Origin of the sequence: Acidovorax sp. 22279 (assembly GCF_052045435.1) — a bacterium.
In the GTDB taxonomy this organism is placed as follows: Bacteria; Pseudomonadota; Gammaproteobacteria; order Burkholderiales; family Burkholderiaceae_C; genus Acidovorax; species Acidovorax delafieldii.
The window spans coordinates 201,512-219,210 of the sequence record NZ_JBQEOV010000004.1 but is presented as its reverse complement, the minus strand read 5'-3'; the positions used below and the strand labels follow the sequence as shown (position 1 = coordinate 219,210).

At 64.9% G+C, this 17,699-nt stretch carries 17 protein-coding genes; 9 read left to right on the top strand and 8 right to left on the bottom strand.

Annotated elements, in window-relative coordinates; translation table 11 throughout:
- Window positions 1-108: 108 nt before the first annotated feature.
- The 5 genes from ACTJKQ_RS07290 to ACTJKQ_RS07270 all read right to left on the bottom strand — a co-directional run bounded on the left by ACTJKQ_RS07290 (window position 109) and on the right by ACTJKQ_RS07270 (window position 5,396).
- Window positions 109-1,320, bottom strand: a complete 1,212-nt coding sequence (locus tag ACTJKQ_RS07290) for an ABC transporter substrate-binding protein (protein WP_440596457.1) — start codon at window positions 1,318-1,320, stop codon at window positions 109-111.
- Window positions 1,321-1,400: 80 nt separating this feature from the next.
- The gene (locus ACTJKQ_RS07285; RefSeq protein WP_063461058.1) at window positions 1,401-1,985 is read right to left on the bottom strand and encodes an amino acid synthesis family protein; all 585 of its coding nucleotides are present in this window, start codon (window positions 1,983-1,985) and stop codon (window positions 1,401-1,403) included.
- 55 nt (window positions 1,986-2,040) lie between these two features.
- Window positions 2,041-2,682 carry an amino acid synthesis family protein gene (locus tag ACTJKQ_RS07280; RefSeq protein ID WP_440596456.1) on the bottom strand — a complete coding sequence of 214 codons (642 nt, stop codon included), beginning with the start codon at window positions 2,680-2,682 and terminating at the stop codon, window positions 2,041-2,043.
- A gap of 21 nt (window positions 2,683-2,703) precedes the next feature.
- Window positions 2,704-3,624: a UPF0280 family protein gene (locus ACTJKQ_RS07275; protein ID WP_440596455.1), complete on the bottom strand. Its 921-nt coding sequence runs from the start codon at window positions 3,622-3,624 to the stop codon at window positions 2,704-2,706.
- Window positions 3,625-3,776: 152 nt separating this feature from the next.
- A complete protein-coding gene (locus ACTJKQ_RS07270) occupies window positions 3,777-5,396 on the bottom strand; it encodes a 6-hydroxynicotinate reductase (RefSeq protein ID WP_440596454.1) in 1,620 nt (539 codons plus the stop codon).
- Between the two features lie 175 nt (window positions 5,397-5,571).
- On the opposite strand from ACTJKQ_RS07270, the gene fdxA reads away from it, so the two are divergent.
- The 4 genes from fdxA (at window position 5,572) to ACTJKQ_RS07250 (ending at window position 8,768) form a co-directional block, all read left to right on the top strand.
- Window positions 5,572-5,901, top strand: coding sequence for a ferredoxin FdxA (fdxA, locus tag ACTJKQ_RS07265; protein ID WP_056057161.1), 330 nt, complete (start codon window positions 5,572-5,574; stop codon window positions 5,899-5,901).
- Between the two features lie 66 nt (window positions 5,902-5,967).
- Complete coding sequence (locus tag ACTJKQ_RS07260) at window positions 5,968-6,744, top strand: ferredoxin--NADP reductase (RefSeq protein WP_056742273.1); 777 nt, start codon at window positions 5,968-5,970, stop codon at window positions 6,742-6,744.
- A gap of 51 nt (window positions 6,745-6,795) precedes the next feature.
- Window positions 6,796-7,512, top strand: a complete 717-nt coding sequence (locus tag ACTJKQ_RS07255) for a TetR/AcrR family transcriptional regulator (protein ID WP_056742275.1) — start codon at window positions 6,796-6,798, stop codon at window positions 7,510-7,512.
- A gap of 68 nt (window positions 7,513-7,580) precedes the next feature.
- Complete coding sequence (locus tag ACTJKQ_RS07250; protein ID WP_121941659.1) at window positions 7,581-8,768, top strand: amidohydrolase family protein; 1,188 nt, start codon at window positions 7,581-7,583, stop codon at window positions 8,766-8,768.
- 61 nt (window positions 8,769-8,829) lie between these two features.
- On the opposite strand, the gene ACTJKQ_RS07245 is transcribed toward ACTJKQ_RS07250, so the two are convergent.
- Window positions 8,830-9,624 carry a glycine zipper 2TM domain-containing protein gene (locus ACTJKQ_RS07245; protein WP_440596453.1) on the bottom strand — a complete coding sequence of 265 codons (795 nt, stop codon included), beginning with the start codon at window positions 9,622-9,624 and terminating at the stop codon, window positions 8,830-8,832.
- Window positions 9,625-9,940: 316 nt separating this feature from the next.
- Window positions 9,941-10,915, bottom strand: coding sequence for a YihY/virulence factor BrkB family protein (locus ACTJKQ_RS07240; protein WP_440596452.1), 975 nt, complete (start codon window positions 10,913-10,915; stop codon window positions 9,941-9,943).
- Window positions 10,916-11,243: 328 nt separating this feature from the next.
- Between ACTJKQ_RS07240 and ACTJKQ_RS07235 the strand changes: the two genes are divergently transcribed.
- From ACTJKQ_RS07235 to ACTJKQ_RS07215, 5 genes are all read left to right on the top strand, one after another.
- A complete protein-coding gene (locus ACTJKQ_RS07235) occupies window positions 11,244-12,017 on the top strand; it encodes an SDR family oxidoreductase (RefSeq protein ID WP_440596451.1) in 774 nt (257 codons plus the stop codon).
- A gap of 145 nt (window positions 12,018-12,162) precedes the next feature.
- Window positions 12,163-13,863 carry a long-chain fatty acid--CoA ligase gene (locus ACTJKQ_RS07230; protein ID WP_440596450.1) on the top strand — a complete coding sequence of 567 codons (1,701 nt, stop codon included), beginning with the start codon at window positions 12,163-12,165 and terminating at the stop codon, window positions 13,861-13,863.
- Window positions 13,864-13,970: 107 nt separating this feature from the next.
- Window positions 13,971-15,131 (top strand): serine hydrolase domain-containing protein, encoded by a 1,161-nt coding sequence (locus tag ACTJKQ_RS07225; RefSeq protein WP_440596449.1) that lies wholly within the window; start codon window positions 13,971-13,973, stop codon window positions 15,129-15,131.
- A gap of 318 nt (window positions 15,132-15,449) precedes the next feature.
- The gene (locus ACTJKQ_RS07220) at window positions 15,450-15,992 is read left to right on the top strand and encodes a shikimate kinase (protein ID WP_099731564.1); all 543 of its coding nucleotides are present in this window, start codon (window positions 15,450-15,452) and stop codon (window positions 15,990-15,992) included.
- 274 nt (window positions 15,993-16,266) lie between these two features.
- On the top strand, window positions 16,267-16,509 hold the full coding sequence (locus ACTJKQ_RS07215; RefSeq protein ID WP_440596448.1) for a hypothetical protein: 243 nt from the start codon (window positions 16,267-16,269) through the stop codon (window positions 16,507-16,509).
- Window positions 16,510-16,596: 87 nt separating this feature from the next.
- On the opposite strand, the gene ACTJKQ_RS07210 is transcribed toward ACTJKQ_RS07215, so the two are convergent.
- Window positions 16,597-17,352 carry a DUF4145 domain-containing protein gene (locus ACTJKQ_RS07210; protein WP_440596447.1) on the bottom strand — a complete coding sequence of 252 codons (756 nt, stop codon included), beginning with the start codon at window positions 17,350-17,352 and terminating at the stop codon, window positions 16,597-16,599.
- Window positions 17,353-17,699 lie beyond the last annotated feature (347 nt).

Genomic DNA, 17,699 nt, shown 5'->3' with positions numbered 1-17,699 from the left:
GAAGCCAGGCGCGCCCCCGCCAGCGCCACCAGAAATCCGGCTGTGCCGGACTGCCGGTAGCGTCTGCTGGGACCGAGGCGCAGCAGGCGCCTCAGACTCCTAGGGGAATCATTCAGCGCTTCGTGACTTTTTCACGTCGGCAGCGGACGGCTGGTACTTGGCATCGGCGCCATCCAGGTAGACGTAGTCCACCATCACGCCCTTGCCGCCTTCGTTCTTGGTGCGGCCAACAAACGCGCCCATGGTGGCCTGGTGGTCTTCAGGACGATAGGTGATCTTGCCGAATGGGGTGTCCACCTGCAGTCCCTTGAAGGCAGCGACCAGCTTGTCGGTGTCGGTGCTCTTGGCTTTGGCAATACCGGCCGCAGCCGACTTGATCATGCTGTAGCCCACCACCGAACCCAGGCGCGGGTAGTCCTTGAACTTGGCCTGGTACGCCTGCTCGAACGCCTTGTGTGCGGGGGTGTTGATGCCGTACCAGGGATAGCCGGTCACCAGCCAGCCGTTGGGGGCCTCGTCTTTCAGGGGGTCCAGGTATTCGGGTTCGCCCGTCAGCACGCTGACCACCTCGATGCCCTTGAAGAGGCCGCGCGTGTTGCCTTCGCGCACGAACTTCGACAAGTCTGCGCCAAACAGCACGTTGAAGATGGCGTCGGGCTTGGCATCCGACAGCGCTTGCACCACGCTGCCGGCATCCACCCGGCCCAGTGGCGTGGCTTGTTCAGCCACAAACTCCACGTCGGGCTGGGCGGCCTTGAGCAGTTGCTTGAACGCCGCCACGGCAGACTGCCCGTATTCGTAGTTGGGGTAGACCACGGCCCAGCGCTTTTTCTTCATCTTGGCGGCCTCGGGTACCAGCATGGCGGCCTGCATGTAGGTGCCGGGACGCAGGCGGAAGGTGTACTGGTTGCCACCCTGCCAGGTCATCTTGTCGGTCAGAGGCTCGCCTGCGAGAAAGAAGAACTTCTTCTGCTTGGCAAAGTCGGCCACTGCGAGGCCGGTGTTCGACAGGAAGGTGCCAGCCAGCACATCGACCTTCTCGCGCGACACCAGCTCTTCGGCCACACGAACGGCGTCGCCGGGGTTGGCGTTGTCGTCGCGCGTGATCAGTTCGATCTTCTTGCCATTGACGCCGCCCGCAGCGTTGATCTCATCGACCGCCAGCTCCATGCCCTTCTTGTAGGGCTCCAGGAAAGCGGGCTGCGCCTTGTAGCTGTTGACCTCGCCAATCTTGATCACGCCCTGGGCAAAAACAGGGGCCAGGGTAAGGGCCAATGCAGCCGCAGCCGTGGCACGCATGAGGTTTCGTCGCATCGTCATGGGGAGACTCCTGAAGGATGGTTGCAGAGAGATCGAACGGGGGTGAGACAGGACAGGTGTGTGTTGTACGCGCGCCGGGCTCAGCGCAGGCCGTCAACGCCTTTTATTTCAGAGGCCGTGAGGCCGCCGACACGTGGCAACGGCCGCCCGCTGTCAGTCACGACAACGGCCACCACGATTTCATTGGCCCGCGGGGCATCGGCTACACGGGCTTCCATGGCATCGAAATGGCTGCGCACGTAAGCCGCATCCTTGTGGCCCAGGGGCACGTCGATGGCCGTGCCGAGGCCGCCCATCTTCTTGCTGGATGGGACCAACGCGGCACCCTTCTCGACAGCCACACGCAGTGGTGCGCCCAGCTTGGGGTGGAGGATGGCGGCGGCGTGCTCCAGCTCGCCCGCCTCGCCCACGATGGCGGCCTTGCCGTAGCTGTGCGCATCGCCCGGGGCAATGCCCAGGGCCTGCACGCAGCGGGCGCCCAGAAGGCCTCCCAGCTCCTCACCGATGGCGATGAGTTCGTCGAGGTTTTCCACATAACGTCCGGCAAAGGGGTTCTCGATCACGGCCATGGCCAGCGCCTTTCGCACCGGGGGCTGAACGTCACGCCCCATTTCCACGCGGACCTCGTCGGTCTGGACGATGATCTTTCGAATCTTGGCTGGCATTTTTTGGCTCCTTGGGATCTTGTCTTGTTCGATGGTGTGCGGGTCGGCGGGCGGCTCAGCGCAGGCCGTTCCACTGGCTGATGTCTGCGGCCTTGAGCCCTCCGACGCGGGCGTGGATGCGCGGGCCCGTGGTCATGGCAAGTATGAACACGATCTCATCAGCGGATGGCGCGCCCGGAACACGCACTTCGATCGCGTCGAAATGGCTGCGTACGTAGCTGGCGTTGATGTGGGTCAGCGGCACATCCAGCGCCGCACCGGGGCCGCCCACCTTCTTGGTGGAGGGCACGATGGACAGCGCATTCGCGGGCTGCCCCGTCTTCTCTTCGGCCTGGCCCTTGGCGTAGGCGTTGCGGTCGCCCTTCCAGCCCAGCAGTTCGCGCATGGCGTAGCCGCCGGGCACATGCCACAGCGCGCCGTGTTCCAGCTCACCAGCCGCGCCCACGATGGCGCCTTTGCCATAGGTCTCGATGCGCTCGGCAGGCACCGCCATGGCCTTCAGGAGGCGCTGGGCCATGTCCAGCCCCACGTCCTGCAGCGCGTCCATCATGGGGAGGATGTCGGGCTCGTACCGCCCCGCATAGGGGTTGGTCAGCACCGCGCCAATGGCGCCACGCAGCAGCGGCACATCGGCCACCGGCCCGAATTCGTGCCGGATTTCCTCAAGATGGGTGAAAACGCGTCGTATCTGGATCATTCTGGAGACCTGTGCATTTCGTTAAGCAAATACTGAACCAACTTCCGATTCCACCGCCGGATCTCGGGGCCATACCGCATCCGCCAGCGCCTGGGGCGCCGAGGTCGCCACCAACTGCCCCTGGCACGCCAGCAGCGCAAACCACAGCAGGCCGTTGGACTGCAATTCTTGCGCTTTTTGCAGCCCCTGGTGCAATGCCCGGGCCACCAGCTCCCTGGGCAAGGCAGGGACATCCACGGTGACTGGAATGGCCCCCAGGTCACTGTCGTCCCGCACCTGCCACGCGGGCCTGCGCACAATCCGCGCATCGGCCACATCCACCGCGTTGGCCACGATGGTGGCCGCCGCATCGGCCTGCGCCGCCGTACGCGCCAGCACCGTCACGCTGTCCGCAATGCCCAGCGACTGGCTGCGCCCCCGCCAGCCGCTGGTGGCCACACCGCGCACCGGCATGGCGCTGTCGATGCGGATCTGCCCATCCAGCACCAAACCGTTGCGCAACTGTGCAGCATTCAGTGCGGCGATGTCAGCGTACACCCCCACCGTGACCGACTGGCCGGGCGCCAGGTGCAGCGCAATGTCGCCGCCGTTGTTGACCCAGGCGCGGTCTATGCCCGGCTGCTCGTAGCAGGCCAGAATCTCCTGCGCCACCGCACCCGCCACCGCCGCCATCGATGTGATGAAGCCTGCGCGGTAGGGACTGCAGGCGGCCCACATGCGGCGCGCCACCACGCCCTGCAACGTGCAGTGCGCACCCACCGGCGCCCGCAGGCCGGGAAGTTCATTCACCAGCTCCTGCAGCAGCCCTTCAAAACGTTGCCACGCGCGTTCGTGCGCCTGGGCCACGGCGTCGCGCACCCCTTCGGCCTGGAGGATGAGGTCCATCGGACCATGCTGGAAATGCCAGCGGCCATCGGACAGGAGCTTGCGAGCGGCTTGCATGTGCGTTTCAGTACTCAACGCAGGGCGCACCGCCCGCAGCCGCAAACACCGGCGCGGCCCCCGCCAGAGACGCCGAGCAAGGGCCGCCCCGCAGCGAGGGTGTCGTCCCCCTGGAGGGGGAAGGCGCAAAGCGACTCAGGGGGTGTTTCATATCAACCCAGCAGAGGTGGGCGACCCAGCGGCCACGGATTGGCGGCGGGCAAGGTCTGCCACACGCGCGCCTGCGGTGCACCGTCGTTGTGCCACGCACCGCGCTCCAGCACTTCACGCAGGCTGCGGATCTGTTCGGTGTGCCCGCCCAGCGCTTCGTAGTCCGCACGGCGCATGCTGAACTCGATGGGCGCCACGATAGCGGGGGTGGGCACGGTGCCAAAGCTGTTGTCCGGCATGCGCAGCACGTCGGCCATCACGGTAATACCGCCGCCCGGCCATACATAGGCGGGGGCACCGCCACAGGTCACGTTGACCAGCGCGTTTTTGATGGAGCGCGTGAGCAGCACCGGGTTCTCGGTGACCCCTGCGCGCAGACTACCGCCGGCTCCGCCAAGGAACAGCACAGACGCCAGCGAGGGCTCGCAGTTTTCGCCGATGCGGTCCACGATGCGGCGCACCTCGGCCGGCATTTCGGCTTCGACCGGATGGAGTTGCTCGTCCAGCACGTACCAGGATGCGTGCTCCCCCGTGGTGGAGGTCATCAAGAGGCGCAACCCCGGCCAGGCGACGGATTCGTCCCAGCCCTCGATGATGGACAGCGGGTCGGCAATGTCGGTGCCACCCCAGCCGGTGCCCGGGTTCGCCACCTGAAAATAGCGGCCCGGCGTGGACTTGCGCCCGCGCATCTGGATGCCCGAGGGCTTCATGTCCAGACAGCGCCCCGCCTGATGCTCGGTGAGCACGCCGGTGATGTGGTCGTCCACCACCACCACCTCGTCGGCATGGCCGAAGAACTGGCGCGCAAAGATACCAATGGCCGCAGAGCCGCAGCCCACGCGCATGCGCTGCTCGGCCACACCGTTGACGATGGGCGCACGCCCCGCCTGGATCACGAGCTGCGAGCCGCCGTCGATGGTGAACTCCACCGCCTGCTTGTTGCCCAGCGCCTGCATCATCTCGGCGGTGATGCGGCCTTCTTTCTTGGTGCCACCCGTGAGGTGGTGCACACCGCCCAGCGACAGCATCTGCGAGCCGTACTCTGCCGTAGTCACATGGCCCACCACCTCGCCCTTGCAGCGCACGTTGGCCTGCTCGGAGCCGAGGAAGCGGTCGGTGTCGATCTTCACCTTGAAGCTGCAGTAGCTGAAGATGCCCTCGGTGACCACGGTGACCATGTCCACGCCATCGGTCTGGGAACCCACGATGAAGGGCGCCGGCTTGTAGTCGGGGTAGGTGGTGGACGAGCCCACCCCCGTCACGAACACCTCTTCAGACAGCAGCAGATCGCCGTTCCATGTGGGTGCTGGAGCCACTGCGGTTTCAGCGTCTTGTGCAGCCGGGGCGCGGCCCGCAAACGGCACCAGCGTGGCCTCGCCCGCCTCCAGGGTCTTGCGCAGCAGCACCACCGGGTCCAGCCGCACGAGCACGCCCGCGTGGTTGGCATAACGGTCGCAAGCCCCTGCGCGGCCTTCGGAAATCTGGCACAGCACCGGACACGCATTGCACTCGACCTTGGCAGCGTTCATGCGCTCGTTGCGGGGCCGGGCGCGCTCGAGCACCTGCGGCAGATCCGGCGCATCCATGCCAGGTAGCCCGTCGGTCTTGGTGTGTTCAGTCATCGTGGCGGCCCATTCATTGCATTGTGGCAAGTGCTTGTACGCGCATTGCATTTTGTGTAGCATTCACTTAACTTAAATGTTGTGAACACTACATTTGATGTCAATGTAGCGGAATCAACCAGACTCTGCAATGGTGTTTTTGCGCCCCCAAAAATGGTGCATGAGGAGCCCCAAAATGACGCATGTTGTGACAGACGCCTGCATTCGGTGCAAGTACACCGACTGCGTCGATGTGTGCCCTGTCGATTGCTTCAAGGAAGGGCCGGAATACCTGGTCATTGACCCGGACGAATGCATCGACTGCGCGGTGTGCATTCCGGAGTGCCCGGCCAACGCCATCTATGCCGAAGACGACCTGCCCGAGGGCATGGAAATCTTCCTGCAGTTCAACAAAAAGCTGGCGCCCACGCTCCCCACAATCACCAAAAGAAAAGCGGCTTTGCCAGATGCGGAACAATGGAGGGTTGTGAGCCACAAGCTTTCAGGCCTGAACATTGCGCTGTAGAGCGCATGGGGCCCTGCTCTTCAGCCAAATTCCTTATTTGCTTCCAACTTTTCCATCTAACGCACCATGAGCGCCTTTCTTGACGAACGCGTCCTGACGGTCCACCACTGGACGGACCGCCTTTTCTCCTTCACAACCACGCGCGACACCGCGCTGCGCTTCTCCAACGGCCATTTCACGATGATTGGCCTGCGCGGCGAAAACGGCAAACCCCTGCTGCGCGCCTACAGCATCGTGAGCCCCAACTATGAAGAGCACCTGGAGTTCCTCTCCATCAAGGTGCCCGATGGCCCGCTGACCTCGCGCCTGCAGCACATCAAGGTGGGCGACACCATCGTGGTCGGCAAGAAGCCCACGGGCACCCTGCTGATCGACTACCTACTGCCCGCCAAGCGCCTGTACATGCTCTCCACCGGCACGGGCGTGGCCCCGTTCCTGAGCTTGATCCGCGACCCCGAGACTTATGAGAAGTTCGAGGAAGTCATCCTGGTGCACGGCGTGCGCGAGGTGAAGGAGCTGGCCTACCACGACTACATCACGCAGGAGCTGCCACAACACGAGTTCCTGGGCGAGATGGTCACCAAGCAGCTCAAGTACTACCCCACCGTGACGCGCGAGCCTTTCAAGCACCAGGGCCGTGTGACCACCGTGATCGAAAACGGCCAGATGGCCCGCGACCTGGGCCTGCCCGCACTCAACCCCACCGAAGATCGCGTGATGATCTGCGGCAGCCCCGAAATGCTGCGCGACCTCAAGCACATGATGGAAGAGCGTGGCTTCAAGGAAGGCAACACCACGAAGCCCGGCGACTTCGTGATCGAGCGCGCGTTCGCAGAGCAGTGATCCCCCGGCGGCCCCCTTACCGGGGGCCCGCCTCATCCACCAGGACCCGCCATGTCTGCTACTCCCACCAAGACCCGGACCGCGTCCCCCCGCGCAGCCTCTGCCCGCAAGACGGGCGTGCGCGAGCAGGCCGCGCAGACCACGCGCGACAACATCCTGAAGGCGGCGACCAAGGTGTTCGCCCGCTACGGCTACGAAGGCGGCAGCGTGGAGAAGATCTCCAAGGCGGCCAAGTCCTTCGACCGGATGATCTATTACTACTTCGGCAGCAAGGAAGGCCTGTTCATCGAGGTGCTGGAGGAAACCTACCGGCGCATGAACGACGCGGAGTCCAAACTGGACCTGGATACCGCCAAGCCGGTGGAGGCGCTGCAAGCGGTGATCCGCTTTGTGGTGGGCTACTACCGCAAGAACCCCGAGTTCATCACGCTGCTCAACACCGAGAACCTGCACAAGGGCAAGCACATCTCCAAGTCGATGCGCGCCCGTGAATACTCGTCGCCCGCCATCGAGGTGATCCGCCGCGTGCTCGAAAGCGGCCAGGCGCAAGGGCTGTTCCGCAAGGACGTGTCGGCGCGCGATGTGTACCTGCTGATCGCCGCCACGGGCTACTTCTACATGTCCAACCGGCACACGCTGTCGGCCTTTCTCGGTGAAGACCTGGAGACGCCCGACGCGCTGGCGCACTGGGAATCGTTTGTCATCGACAGCGTGCTGCGCACCGTGGCACCCGGCCCCAGCCTGCCCAAGGGCAGGGCAGCGGCCTGAATCAACAAGAGATTTTTCCCTGCGGGGTGCCGCGTGGTGCCCCGCCCACCACCCCACGAGGAGAATCCATGGCAGAAGCAGCAGCAGGCGGCAAATCGGGCAAGGTCGTCATCCAGAACATCGGTCTTTTGTTGTCGGGCGACCTGGACCACCCCATCCTCGACGCCGACACCATCGTGGTGAATGACGGCCTCATCGTGGCCGTGGGCCGCTACAAGGACTGCGATACCGACCACGCCAACACCGTGATCGACGCACGCCAGACCTGTGTGGCGCCGGGCCTGATCGACAGCCACGTGCACCCGGTGTTTGGCGACTGGACGCCGCGCCAGAACCAGATCGGCTGGATCGACTCGACCATGAATGGCGGCGTGACCACCATGGTCTCGGCCGGTGAAGTGCACCTGCCCGGCCGGCCCAAGGACATCGTGGGCCTGAAGGCGCTGGCCATCACCGCGCAGCGCTCGTTCGACAACTTCCGCCCCGGCGGCGTGAAGGTGATTGCAGGCGCCCCAGTGATCGAGAAAGGCATGACCGAGCAGGACTTCAAGGACCTGGCCGACGCGGGCGTGACGCTGCTGGGTGAGGTGGGCCTGGGCTCCGTCAAGGCGGGCTACGAGGCCCAGCAAATGGTGGCGTGGGCGCGCAAGCACGGCATCCAAAGCACCATCCACACGGGCGGCCCGTCCATCCCGGGCTCGGGCCTGATCGATAAGGACGTGGTGCTGGAGGCCGATGCCGACGTGATCGGCCACATCAACGGCGGCCACACCTCGCTGCCCTGGAAGCATGTGTGCGAGCTGTGCGAGAAGTCGTCCCGCGCGATCGAGCTGGTGCACAACGGCAACGAGAAGATCGCCATCCAGGCCGCGCGCGCGGCCATCGAACTCAAGTGCCCGCACCGCGTGATTTTGGGCACCGACGGCCCGGCCGGCTCGGGCGTGCAGCCGCTGGGCATGCTGCGCATGATTGCGCTGATATCGAGCTTTGCCGACATCCCCGCCGAACTGGTGTTCTGCTTTGCCACGGGCAACACGGCGCGCATCCGCAACCTGAACTGCGGCCTGATCGAGGTGGGCCGCGCAGCCGACTTCGTCTTCATGGACCGCGCCCAGCACACCGCCGGCGCCACGCTGCTCGAAAGCGTGCAGCTGGGCGACATCCCGGGCATTGGCATGGTGATGATCGACGGCCTGGTGCGCTGCGGGCGCAGCCGCAATACGCCGCCTGCCACTGAAATCCCTGTGGTGCTGTAGCCCGCGCCGCACACAAAAAGCAAAGCCCGCTTTCGCGGGCTTTGCTTTTTCCCTACCTGACTCAGTAGGTGTCCGACACCCGCACCGCACCCGGCTGGGGCTGCGGCTGCGCATAGGGGCCTGCAGCACGGGCCGAGCCGCCCTGGTCCACGCGGAAGCCCTTGCCCTGCAGCACCACGGGCGTGCCTACAGCAGTGGGTTCAGCGCGCTGGAAGTGGCGCAGCGAGCCGTCTTCCATGCGCACCGCCACCTGGTACACCGTGTGGGTGCGGGTGCGCTCTTCGACCTTGTGGCCCACATAACCACCGCCCACGGCACCTAGCACGGTGGCAGCGGTGCGGCCGCTGCCCTTGCCGATCTGGTTGCCCACCACGGCGCCCAGCACACCGCCGGCCACGGCGCCCACGCCCGTGGCGGGGGCAGCTTGTTGAACCGCCTGCACCGATTCGACACGGCCGCAGCTGCGGCACACGGGGGCTGCCGCACGCACAGGCTGGGCAGCGCCCCCGGGGGCCATGCCACCCGCCATGTCACCGGACCGGCCTGCGCTGCCGCCGGACTGCGGACGGTAGTTTGCTCCGCTATTCATAGCATTCTGGGCAGGTACAACCGGCGCTTGGGCTCGTTTTTCTTCAATGATTTCGGATTCGGGCGTGCGGGGGGCCGCCGCCAGGGTGGCGGGGGCTGTCGCATCGGCTGCTGCCGAGGGCGTACGGTTTTGCATCACCAGGGTGGCGCCCAAGGCCAGCACGCTCACGCCCAGCGCGCCAATGGCCGCCCACATCCATTTCAGGGCTGGTCCGGCGGGGGCTGCAGCGGGTACGGGCGAGGCAGGAGAAGAAACTGTCAGGTTCATGGTCATGTCCTTGTTCATGTCGGAGAAATCCGCACGGGGTGGCAGGTAGATGTGTGCTGCATGTCCGCTACGGAATGGGGCCGTGGTGTTTCAACGGCCTGGATGGTGCAAAGGTACACAGCGGGGGGCGCTGCGGTGTGGCCGGTTTGTAAGTGGCAGTAAGCAGCGGTAAACCACCTTGGCCAGCACTTGCGGCGCCAGGCCCCGCGCATGGGCCCTGCCCGCACAGCCCGGCAGCGCAACGGGCACCATCACAGCGGCCCGAATGATCCGGCCGCCGCGCCAGCCCCGGCTTGTTGTGCGCTGTTGCCAACATTTACAGCTCCTGCACCCGCGCGCGGGCCGCGGCCGTCCACCGGGCCCAGCCCACCGGTTGGCGCGGCCCGGGGTGCAAGGCCTGCTCCAGCGCCTGCGCACAGCTGGCAGAAAACAGCAGGATGGCCGATGAAAAATAGATCCACATGAGCAGCACCACCAGCGAGCCCGCCGCACCATAGGCCGACACCACGGCTGCTGTGGACAGGTACCACGCCAGCAGCTGCTTGCCCACCGTGAACAGCGTGGCCCCCACCACGGCGCCCATCACCAGGTAGCGCAGCGACGGCTTGGGGCCCGCGCCGATGCGCATGAGCCCCACAAACAGGGCCACCGCAAACCCGAAGGCAATGGCTTCGTTGACGACCTGCAGCAGCGGTGCCAGGGGCGCCAAGGTGGGCATGTGTGCCACGGTCAGCCGCTCTCCCGCCCAGCCCGCCAACAGGTGGATCAGCGTGGACAGCGCCAGCGACACCATGAGCAAAAAGCCCAGCGCCAGCACATAGGCCAGCCCCCGCAGCCGCAGCGACGCCATGCGCCACCACGCGGCCCGCTGGGGCGGTGTGTAGCCATCCCGGCGCCACAGCCGCTCCAGCGCGGACTGCAGCTCCACAAACACGCCGGTGGCGCCCGAGACCAGCACCACAAACCCGATGGCCGATGCCAGGCGCCCCTCGGACGGGGCCTGGGCGCTGGCCATGGCCTGGCGCACCACATCGGCCACCTGCTGGCCCATCACCGACTGCACCTGGGCGACCAGGCTGCTCTCCAGGTAGCTGCGGTCCACCCACCAGCCCAGCACGCCCACCAAAAGCAGCAGCAGGGGCGCCAGGCTGAGCATGCCGTAGAACGACATGGCCGCGCTCATGCGCAGCCCATCGGCGTCCAGCCACATCTGCGCGGCGCGCCAGAACGGCTGCACCAGGCGCCACAGGGGCTGCAGGGGCTGGGCGATGCGGGCAAGCGAAGTCGCCATCAGGGACGGAGGGGACGCGGTCATCCCCGCGAGCGTAAGGCCTGGCGGCGGCCCCATCCATCCGCCGCAGCCGCGAGGCGGGGTAGGCGCTGTCCCACAGGCAGCGTGCCGGGCGTAGCGCACAGAGTTTCAAAGGTGACAGCACCGGTTTTACACGGTGCCTGGGCAGGGCTAGCATGGGGCGCTGTCGGTTGACTCGACCGCCATTGACACAGCGGCCACCGCCGCCCCAGCCGCACCTCCTCACCCACCCTGCGGGCCACAAGCCGCTGGGCTGGTCTTGGCATTCATTCACCTTCACCCCTCTCTGCACGAAAGCGTTTTTTCCATGAGCGTCAAGCAACTCTTCGATCTCACCGGCCAGGTCGCCCTGGTCACCGGCGGCTCGCGCGGCCTGGGCCTGCAGATGGCCGAGGCCCTGGGCGAAATGGGCGCCAAACTCGCCATCACCGCGCGCAAGGCCGATGAGCTGGCCGAGGCCAAGAAGCACCTTGAGGCGCAGGGCTACGAGGTGCTGACCGTGGTGAACGACCTGCAAAAGACCGAGGACATCCCCGGCCTGGTGGACCAGGTGGTCCAGCGCTTTGGCACCATTGACATCCTGGTCAACAACGCTGGCGCCACCTGGGGCGCCAAGGCCGAGGACTACCCCGACGCCGCCTGGCACAAGGTGATGGACCTGAATGTGAGCGCGCCGTTCTTCCTGTCGCGCGAAGTGGGCAAGCGCTGCATGATCCCGCGCGGCAAGGGCTCGATCATCGTCACGGCCTCGGTGGCCGCGCTCAAGGGCACGCCCCCTGGCATGAACACCATTGCCTACAACACCTCCAAGGCCGCCGCGCTGCACTTTGCGCGCACGCTGGCGTCCGAATGGGGGCACTACGGCGTTCGCGTCAATGCGATCTGCCCCGGCTTCTTCCCCAGCAAGATGGCCAGTGGCCTGATTGAAAAGCTGGGCCCTGCGATGATTGAGCGCACGCCCCTGCGCCGCATTGGCGGCGAAGAGGACCTCAAGGGCGCGGTGGTGTTCTTGGCGTCCAATGCCTCGCGGCACATCACGGGTGAAAGCATCGTGGTGGACGGTGGTGCCAGTTTGATTTGAGCCCCATGAGGCGCTGCGCGCCTTCCCCCTCCGGGGGACGACGGCCTTTGCTGCGGGGCGGCCCTTGCTGGCCGTCCCTCGCCTGAGTTGCGCCCTGTTTTGCCCGGCCTGTACCCTGCACGAACCAACCCAGAGTTCCGTCACCATGTCCGACCGCCACCTCGCCCATTGGCCGCCCGGCCTGTCGCGCCACCTCACGCTGCCGCAGACCCATCTGTTCCACAACGCCGAGGTGTCGGCCGCGCGCTACCCGGACAAGCCTTTTCTGGTGTTCTACGACACGCTGGTGACCTTCCGGCAGTTCCAGCAGCAGGCGGAGCACATTGCGGGCTTCTTGCAGCAGGTGTGTGGCGTGAAGGCGGGCGACCGGGTGCTGCTGTACATGCAGAACAGCCCGCAGTGGATCCTGGCGTTCTACGGCATCTTGCGCGCCAACGCGGTGGTGGTGCCGGTGAACCCCATGAACCGCACCGACGAGCTGCGCCACTATGTGCACGACAGCGGCGCGACCGTGGCCTTTGTGCCGCAGGACCTGCATGCACAGGCCCAGCCGCTGGTGGATGTAGGGGGCGAGGAGTCTGGTAAGGGCAAGCTCCAGCACCTCATCGTGGCTGCGTACAGCGACTACCTGCAGGTGCCCACCGACCTGCCCGTGCCCGCTTTCGTGTCGGCACCGCGCCAGGCCATTGATTCCCCGGGCGTCACGCTGTGGAGCGACATGCTCGCGCAGCAGCGCGCCCCCGGCCCCATCACCACCGGGCCCGACGACCTGTGCGTGATGCCCTACACCTCGGGCACCACGGGCAACCCCAAGGGCTGCATGCACACGCACCGCAGTGCGATGAGCACGCTGGTGGGCGGCGTGCAGTGGTTTGCGCGCACGCAAGATTCAACCTACCTCGCGGTGCTGCCGCTGTTCCACGTCACCGGCCTGTCGGGCAGCATGAACGGACCGCTGTTTGTGGGCGCCACCGTGGTCGTGCTGCCGCGCTGGGACCGTGACGCGGCCGCCCAGCTCATCCAGCGCTACCGGGTCACCATCTGGCAGGCCATCTCGACCATGGTGGTGGACTTTCTGGCCAACCCGCGCATTGCCGACTACGACATCAGCAGCATCCAGGCCATACGCGGCGGCGGCGCGGCCATGCCCAAGGCCGTGGCGCAGCAGCTGAAGGACCTGACCGGACTGGACTACGTGGAGGGCTACGGCATGTCTGAAACCATGGCCGCTACCCACATCAACCCGCCGCACCGCCCCAAGCCGCAGTGCCTGGGCATCCCGGTGTTCGACGTGGATGCGCGCGTGGTGGACCCGGCCACGTTCGCCGAACTGCCACCGGGCGAGATTGGCGAGATCGTGGTGCACGGCCCGCAGGTCATGCTGGGCTACTGGAACAACCCGCAGGCCACGGCCGACAGCTTCGTGACACTGGACGGCAAGCGTTTTCTGCGCACGGGTGACCTGGCGCAGGTGGACGAGGACGGCTACTTCTTCATGGTGGACCGGCTCAAGCGCATGATCAACGCGTCGGGCTTCAAGGTCTGGCCCGCTGAGGTCGAGGCCATGATGTACGCCCACCCTGCGATCCAGGAGGTGTGCGTGATCGCCGCGCACGACGCGCGCCGTGGCGAGACGGTGAAGGCCCTGGTCGTGCTGCGCGACGCTTTCAAGGGCCAGGTCAGCGAGCAGTCCATCATTGACTGGAGCCACGAACACATGGCCGCCTACAAAAGCCCGCGCATCGTGCAGCTGGTGGACAGCCTGCCCAAGTCCGGCACGGGCAAGGTGCAGTGGCGCGAGCTGCAAGAGCAGGAACGCAGCCGCGCGGCCGGTGCAACGCCATGAAACCCGTATCAAAGGTCTGCCAGACTTGCTCTGTTTTTGATAGCTATTAGCGCAATATGCACTAGCGCTACCGGCCCAAATTGCCTCAAAACCCTCCTCCAGCCGCCATGAACCCCTCTGCCCTCGCCCGCCTGCGCTCTGTGCTGCAAACCCATGTGGACCAGGGCCTGCTGCCCGGTGCCGTGGCCCTCATCCACCACCAGGGCCACACCGTGCTGCACACGGCCGTGGGCCACCAGCGCCCGCCCAGCGCCGAGTCGGCGGTGCCCGCCATGGCGCTCGACACGTTGTTCCGCATCTATTCCATGACCAAGCCCATCGCCTCGCTGGTGGCGATGATGCTCATGGAAGAAGGCCGCCTGCTGCTGTCGCACCCCGTGGCGCACTACCTGCCCGCGTTTGCCGGCCAGCGCGTGTACGACGAAGCCACCGGCACCACCGCCCCCGTGCAGCGCGAGGCCACAGTGCACGACCTGCTGCGCCACACAGCCGGCCTGAGCTACGCGTGGGAGGCCGGCACCGTGCCCGACGCCTACCGCGCCGCCCGCGTCGGCTCGCGCCGCCACAGCAATGCGGATCTGGTCGCGGCGCTGGGCCCCCTGCCCCTGGTCCACCAGCCCGGCACCCGCTGGGAATACAGCCGCGCCACCGACGTGCTGGGCGCGGTGCTGGAGGTGATCGAGGGCGAAAGCCTGGGCGCCCTCCTGCAGCGCCGCGTGTTCGGCCCGCTGGGCATGCACGACACCGGCTTCTCAGTGCCCGCCGCGCAGCAGTACCGCCTGGCCGAAGCCTTTGAGCGCGACCCGCAGACCGGCATCGGCATGCCACTGATCGACGTGACCGCGCCGCCCGTGTTCGAGTCGGCCGGTGGCGGGCTGGTGTCAACCGCCAGCGACTACGCGCGCTTCTTGCAGCTCATGCTGGGCCGGGGCACCGCCCCCGGGCCCGATGGCCTTGGCGCCCCTGTTCGCCTGCTGGGCCGCGCCACGGTGGACTTCATGACCGCCGACCACCTGGGCGCCCTGCCCGTGGCGGGTGACATCCTGCCCACCGGCTACGGCTTTGGTCTGGGTGTGGCCGTGCGCACCGCCACCGGCCAGGCTACCCGCCCCGGATCGGCCGGGCACTACAGCTGGAGCGGCCTGGGCGGCACCTTCTTTTTTGTGGACCCTGCGGAAGACCTGTTCGCGATCCTGCTCACCCAGGCGCCCGGCCAGCTCAGGTATCTGTGCGAGCTGTACCCGGCGCTGGTGTACGCCGCACTGTGATTAGGACACCCCCCTGAGCGCACGCCACCGCGCAGCCACCAGAGGCGACAGCTCTTCAGGCCGTCCAAGCCTGCGCAGGCAGGCTTGGAGCCGCGGCCCTCAGCCCCCCGCTTCGCGCTGCGCGCGGGCAGGGGGACGACGCCCTCGCTGCGGGGCGGCCCTTGCTCGGCGTCCCTGGCGGGGGCAGCGCCAGTTGCAAAGGCTACGCTCTACGCCCGGCGCCAGAGGGGCAGGCTTACACTCAGCGTCCAGTTACGGCACGCAACACAGCCCCACCCGCAGTGCGCTGGCCCTCCCCCAGACCTCTTTTTTGAACCTATGCAGATTCGCTGCGCACTGGTCGGCATGCCCGGCTCGGGCAAATCCACCGTCGGCCGGCAACTGGCCCACCGGGCGGGTGTGCCCTTCATCGACCTGGACCACCGGCTGGAACAGACCCTGGGCACCACCATCCGCAGCTTCTTCGAGGCCGAAGGCGAAGCCCGCTTCCGTGACATCGAATCCCAGGTGCTGGCCGACGTGGCCCAGCAGCCCGGCGGCATGGTGCTGTCCACCGGCGGCGGCGCCGTGCTGCGCCCGGAGAACCGCGAGGTGCTGCGCCAGTTCGGCAATGTGCTGTACCTGCGCGCCTCGCCCGAAGAAATCTTCAAGCGCGTCAAACACGACAAGACCCGCCCCCTGCTGCAAGGCGGCAACCCCATGGACAAGCTGCGCGACCTCTACGCCCAGCGCGACCACCTGTACCGCGAAACCGCCCACTACGTGATCGAGACCGGGCGGCCATCGGTGCACACGCTGGTCAACATGGTGATGATGCAGCTGGAGATGGCGGAGAGTGCGGGTGGGACGGGGTCGCGCTGAAGGGCAAGACAATGCGCGGCTCCAAGCACGGTTAAAGGCCTATCGTTTCAGACAGCCAACGGCAGACAACGGCCAGAAGCAGTCCCTGGCAACCGGCCGCCAAGCATTCAAAAAAAGGGGGCAGCAAGTGTCGGGCAAGTGCCTTCATCCCACCGCTTCAGTCTTAACAACTTAACCAAAGAGCTCCCCAAGTATTTGAACTATGTGCACCAATCTAATCAAGATAGCTTTTTCTGTAAGTGTTCTGCTGTCCTCTACTTCTGCATCACACGCGATGACAAACGCAGAAATTTGTCAGTGGCGTGGGAAGATGCTTGCGGCAATGGCGGTCGAACGTGATAAGGGGGTGCCTCAACGAAAAGTTGTCGACCTTATTTACAAACGTTATGGACAGCAGGGAGTAAAGCGCAGCACCATCAATGAATATGCAGGTGCAGTTTATTCCCGTCGGGATGTATCCCCGGAGGTCTTTTACAAGCTTGGGGAGCTGTCCTGTCTGCAAGAGTTAGGTGGTTAGTGTGCAGGCAGAATTCGGCCAGTAGTAGTCAGTGGTGACAGGTGAACGCGGACGCTCAACTTAGAAGCTGAGTCGACTGGTTAGACGTCATTTCGCTGGCCCCTTCTTCTTATTCACCTTCTTTGCAAGAGCTGCCAGCTTTGCCTTCGGCGAATAGATTTCACCAAGGACGTGTTCGGTCAACTCGAAAGCATCAAGCACGTCATCATGCGTAATTCTTTCGCCGCCATGGCTTCCGGCATTGCCTATCCATTTGATGGCCGTGAGCATCTCTTTTAGCTCAACATGCTTTGCCGGCAGCAGGCTAATTCGCTGATGCAGGCTAATCATCCTTCGCTTCTTTTTTACGATATCAAAGCGTTTCACCTTCAGTTCCGTGAGCAGCTCCTCGATAGCAACTCTCACAGAGTTAGATGCCGCACCTGGCGCCGAGAAGTAGAGCTTGAAAGATTCGTTCAACGGGTCGACTATTTGCTTCGGGCACTTTGATGGAATTTCAATCAGCTTCAGATGAGGTTCGAAGAACTTTGGCCTGAAAACATCCACATACTCTTGCGCCCAACGCCCTTGCTCGTCTTCGTACTGAAAGGTATCGACGGTCCCTGTCCCGGCACTACAAACCGTCTCGCGGCACTTGTCGTTTGAGCATTGAAGCAAACAGGAATACACGTATTCAATCCAATCAGGATCCCATGCCTCGTGGGAATGATCCCGCGAATGCAAGCGCTCATCCTTTTTGAATGAATCCTTGGCAATTTGGAGCACACCCTTTTCACAGGTCGGGCAAGCCCAGTCAGGCATTCGATCTTCCGAGAACGGGAGCTTTAGGGTCTTACGATCCATGGTGATCCTTGTTTTGACGTTTAACGCAATTTAGGCAACAAAAACTGCCGGAAAAACTGCCCCATGCGGGATATTCTGGACACTGGTTGCTCATGGAGGCGGCTTGCAGAATCGGTTTGCAAGGGGTGATCTGTTCGAATATCTAGGTATAAAAATTCCATGAAACCCGGCACGCGTGAAGTCAGCAAACTATAGCTTGCCGTAGGCGTACACCGGGATTTCCAACAACGGCGTGCAGCAAGTCGACAGAGGCTTCCGGATAGCACCTCTGAACGACGGCGAAGGGCCCATTCCAGCCCAATCTCAAAGAGCTATTCGACACCGCACAAACTGCCAAAATCTCGGCT

Bases quoted from the DNA above. Each gene is read 5' to 3' on its own strand.
- ACTJKQ_RS07290 (WP_440596457.1), bottom strand. From the start codon at position 1,320: ATGACGATGCGACGAAACCTCATGCGTGCCACGGCTGCGGCTGCATTG.
- ACTJKQ_RS07285 (WP_063461058.1), bottom strand. From the start codon at position 1,985: ATGCCAGCCAAGATTCGAAAGATCATCGTCCAGACCGACGAGGTCCGC.
- ACTJKQ_RS07280 (WP_440596456.1), bottom strand. From the start codon at position 2,682: ATGATCCAGATACGACGCGTTTTCACCCATCTTGAGGAAATCCGGCAC.
- ACTJKQ_RS07275 (WP_440596455.1), bottom strand. From the start codon at position 3,624: ATGCAAGCCGCTCGCAAGCTCCTGTCCGATGGCCGCTGGCATTTCCAG.
- ACTJKQ_RS07270 (WP_440596454.1), bottom strand. From the start codon at position 5,396: ATGACTGAACACACCAAGACCGACGGGCTACCTGGCATGGATGCGCCG.
- fdxA (WP_056057161.1), top strand. From the start codon at position 5,572: ATGACGCATGTTGTGACAGACGCCTGCATTCGGTGCAAGTACACCGAC.
- ACTJKQ_RS07260 (WP_056742273.1), top strand. From the start codon at position 5,968: ATGAGCGCCTTTCTTGACGAACGCGTCCTGACGGTCCACCACTGGACG.
- ACTJKQ_RS07255 (WP_056742275.1), top strand. From the start codon at position 6,796: ATGTCTGCTACTCCCACCAAGACCCGGACCGCGTCCCCCCGCGCAGCC.
- ACTJKQ_RS07250 (WP_121941659.1), top strand. From the start codon at position 7,581: ATGGCAGAAGCAGCAGCAGGCGGCAAATCGGGCAAGGTCGTCATCCAG.
- ACTJKQ_RS07245 (WP_440596453.1), bottom strand. From the start codon at position 9,624: ATGAACCTGACAGTTTCTTCTCCTGCCTCGCCCGTACCCGCTGCAGCC.
- ACTJKQ_RS07240 (WP_440596452.1), bottom strand. From the start codon at position 10,915: ATGGCGACTTCGCTTGCCCGCATCGCCCAGCCCCTGCAGCCCCTGTGG.
- ACTJKQ_RS07235 (WP_440596451.1), top strand. From the start codon at position 11,244: ATGAGCGTCAAGCAACTCTTCGATCTCACCGGCCAGGTCGCCCTGGTC.
- ACTJKQ_RS07230 (WP_440596450.1), top strand. From the start codon at position 12,163: ATGTCCGACCGCCACCTCGCCCATTGGCCGCCCGGCCTGTCGCGCCAC.
- ACTJKQ_RS07225 (WP_440596449.1), top strand. From the start codon at position 13,971: ATGAACCCCTCTGCCCTCGCCCGCCTGCGCTCTGTGCTGCAAACCCAT.
- ACTJKQ_RS07220 (WP_099731564.1), top strand. From the start codon at position 15,450: ATGCAGATTCGCTGCGCACTGGTCGGCATGCCCGGCTCGGGCAAATCC.
- ACTJKQ_RS07215 (WP_440596448.1), top strand. From the start codon at position 16,267: ATGACAAACGCAGAAATTTGTCAGTGGCGTGGGAAGATGCTTGCGGCA.
- ACTJKQ_RS07210 (WP_440596447.1), bottom strand. From the start codon at position 17,352: ATGGATCGTAAGACCCTAAAGCTCCCGTTCTCGGAAGATCGAATGCCT.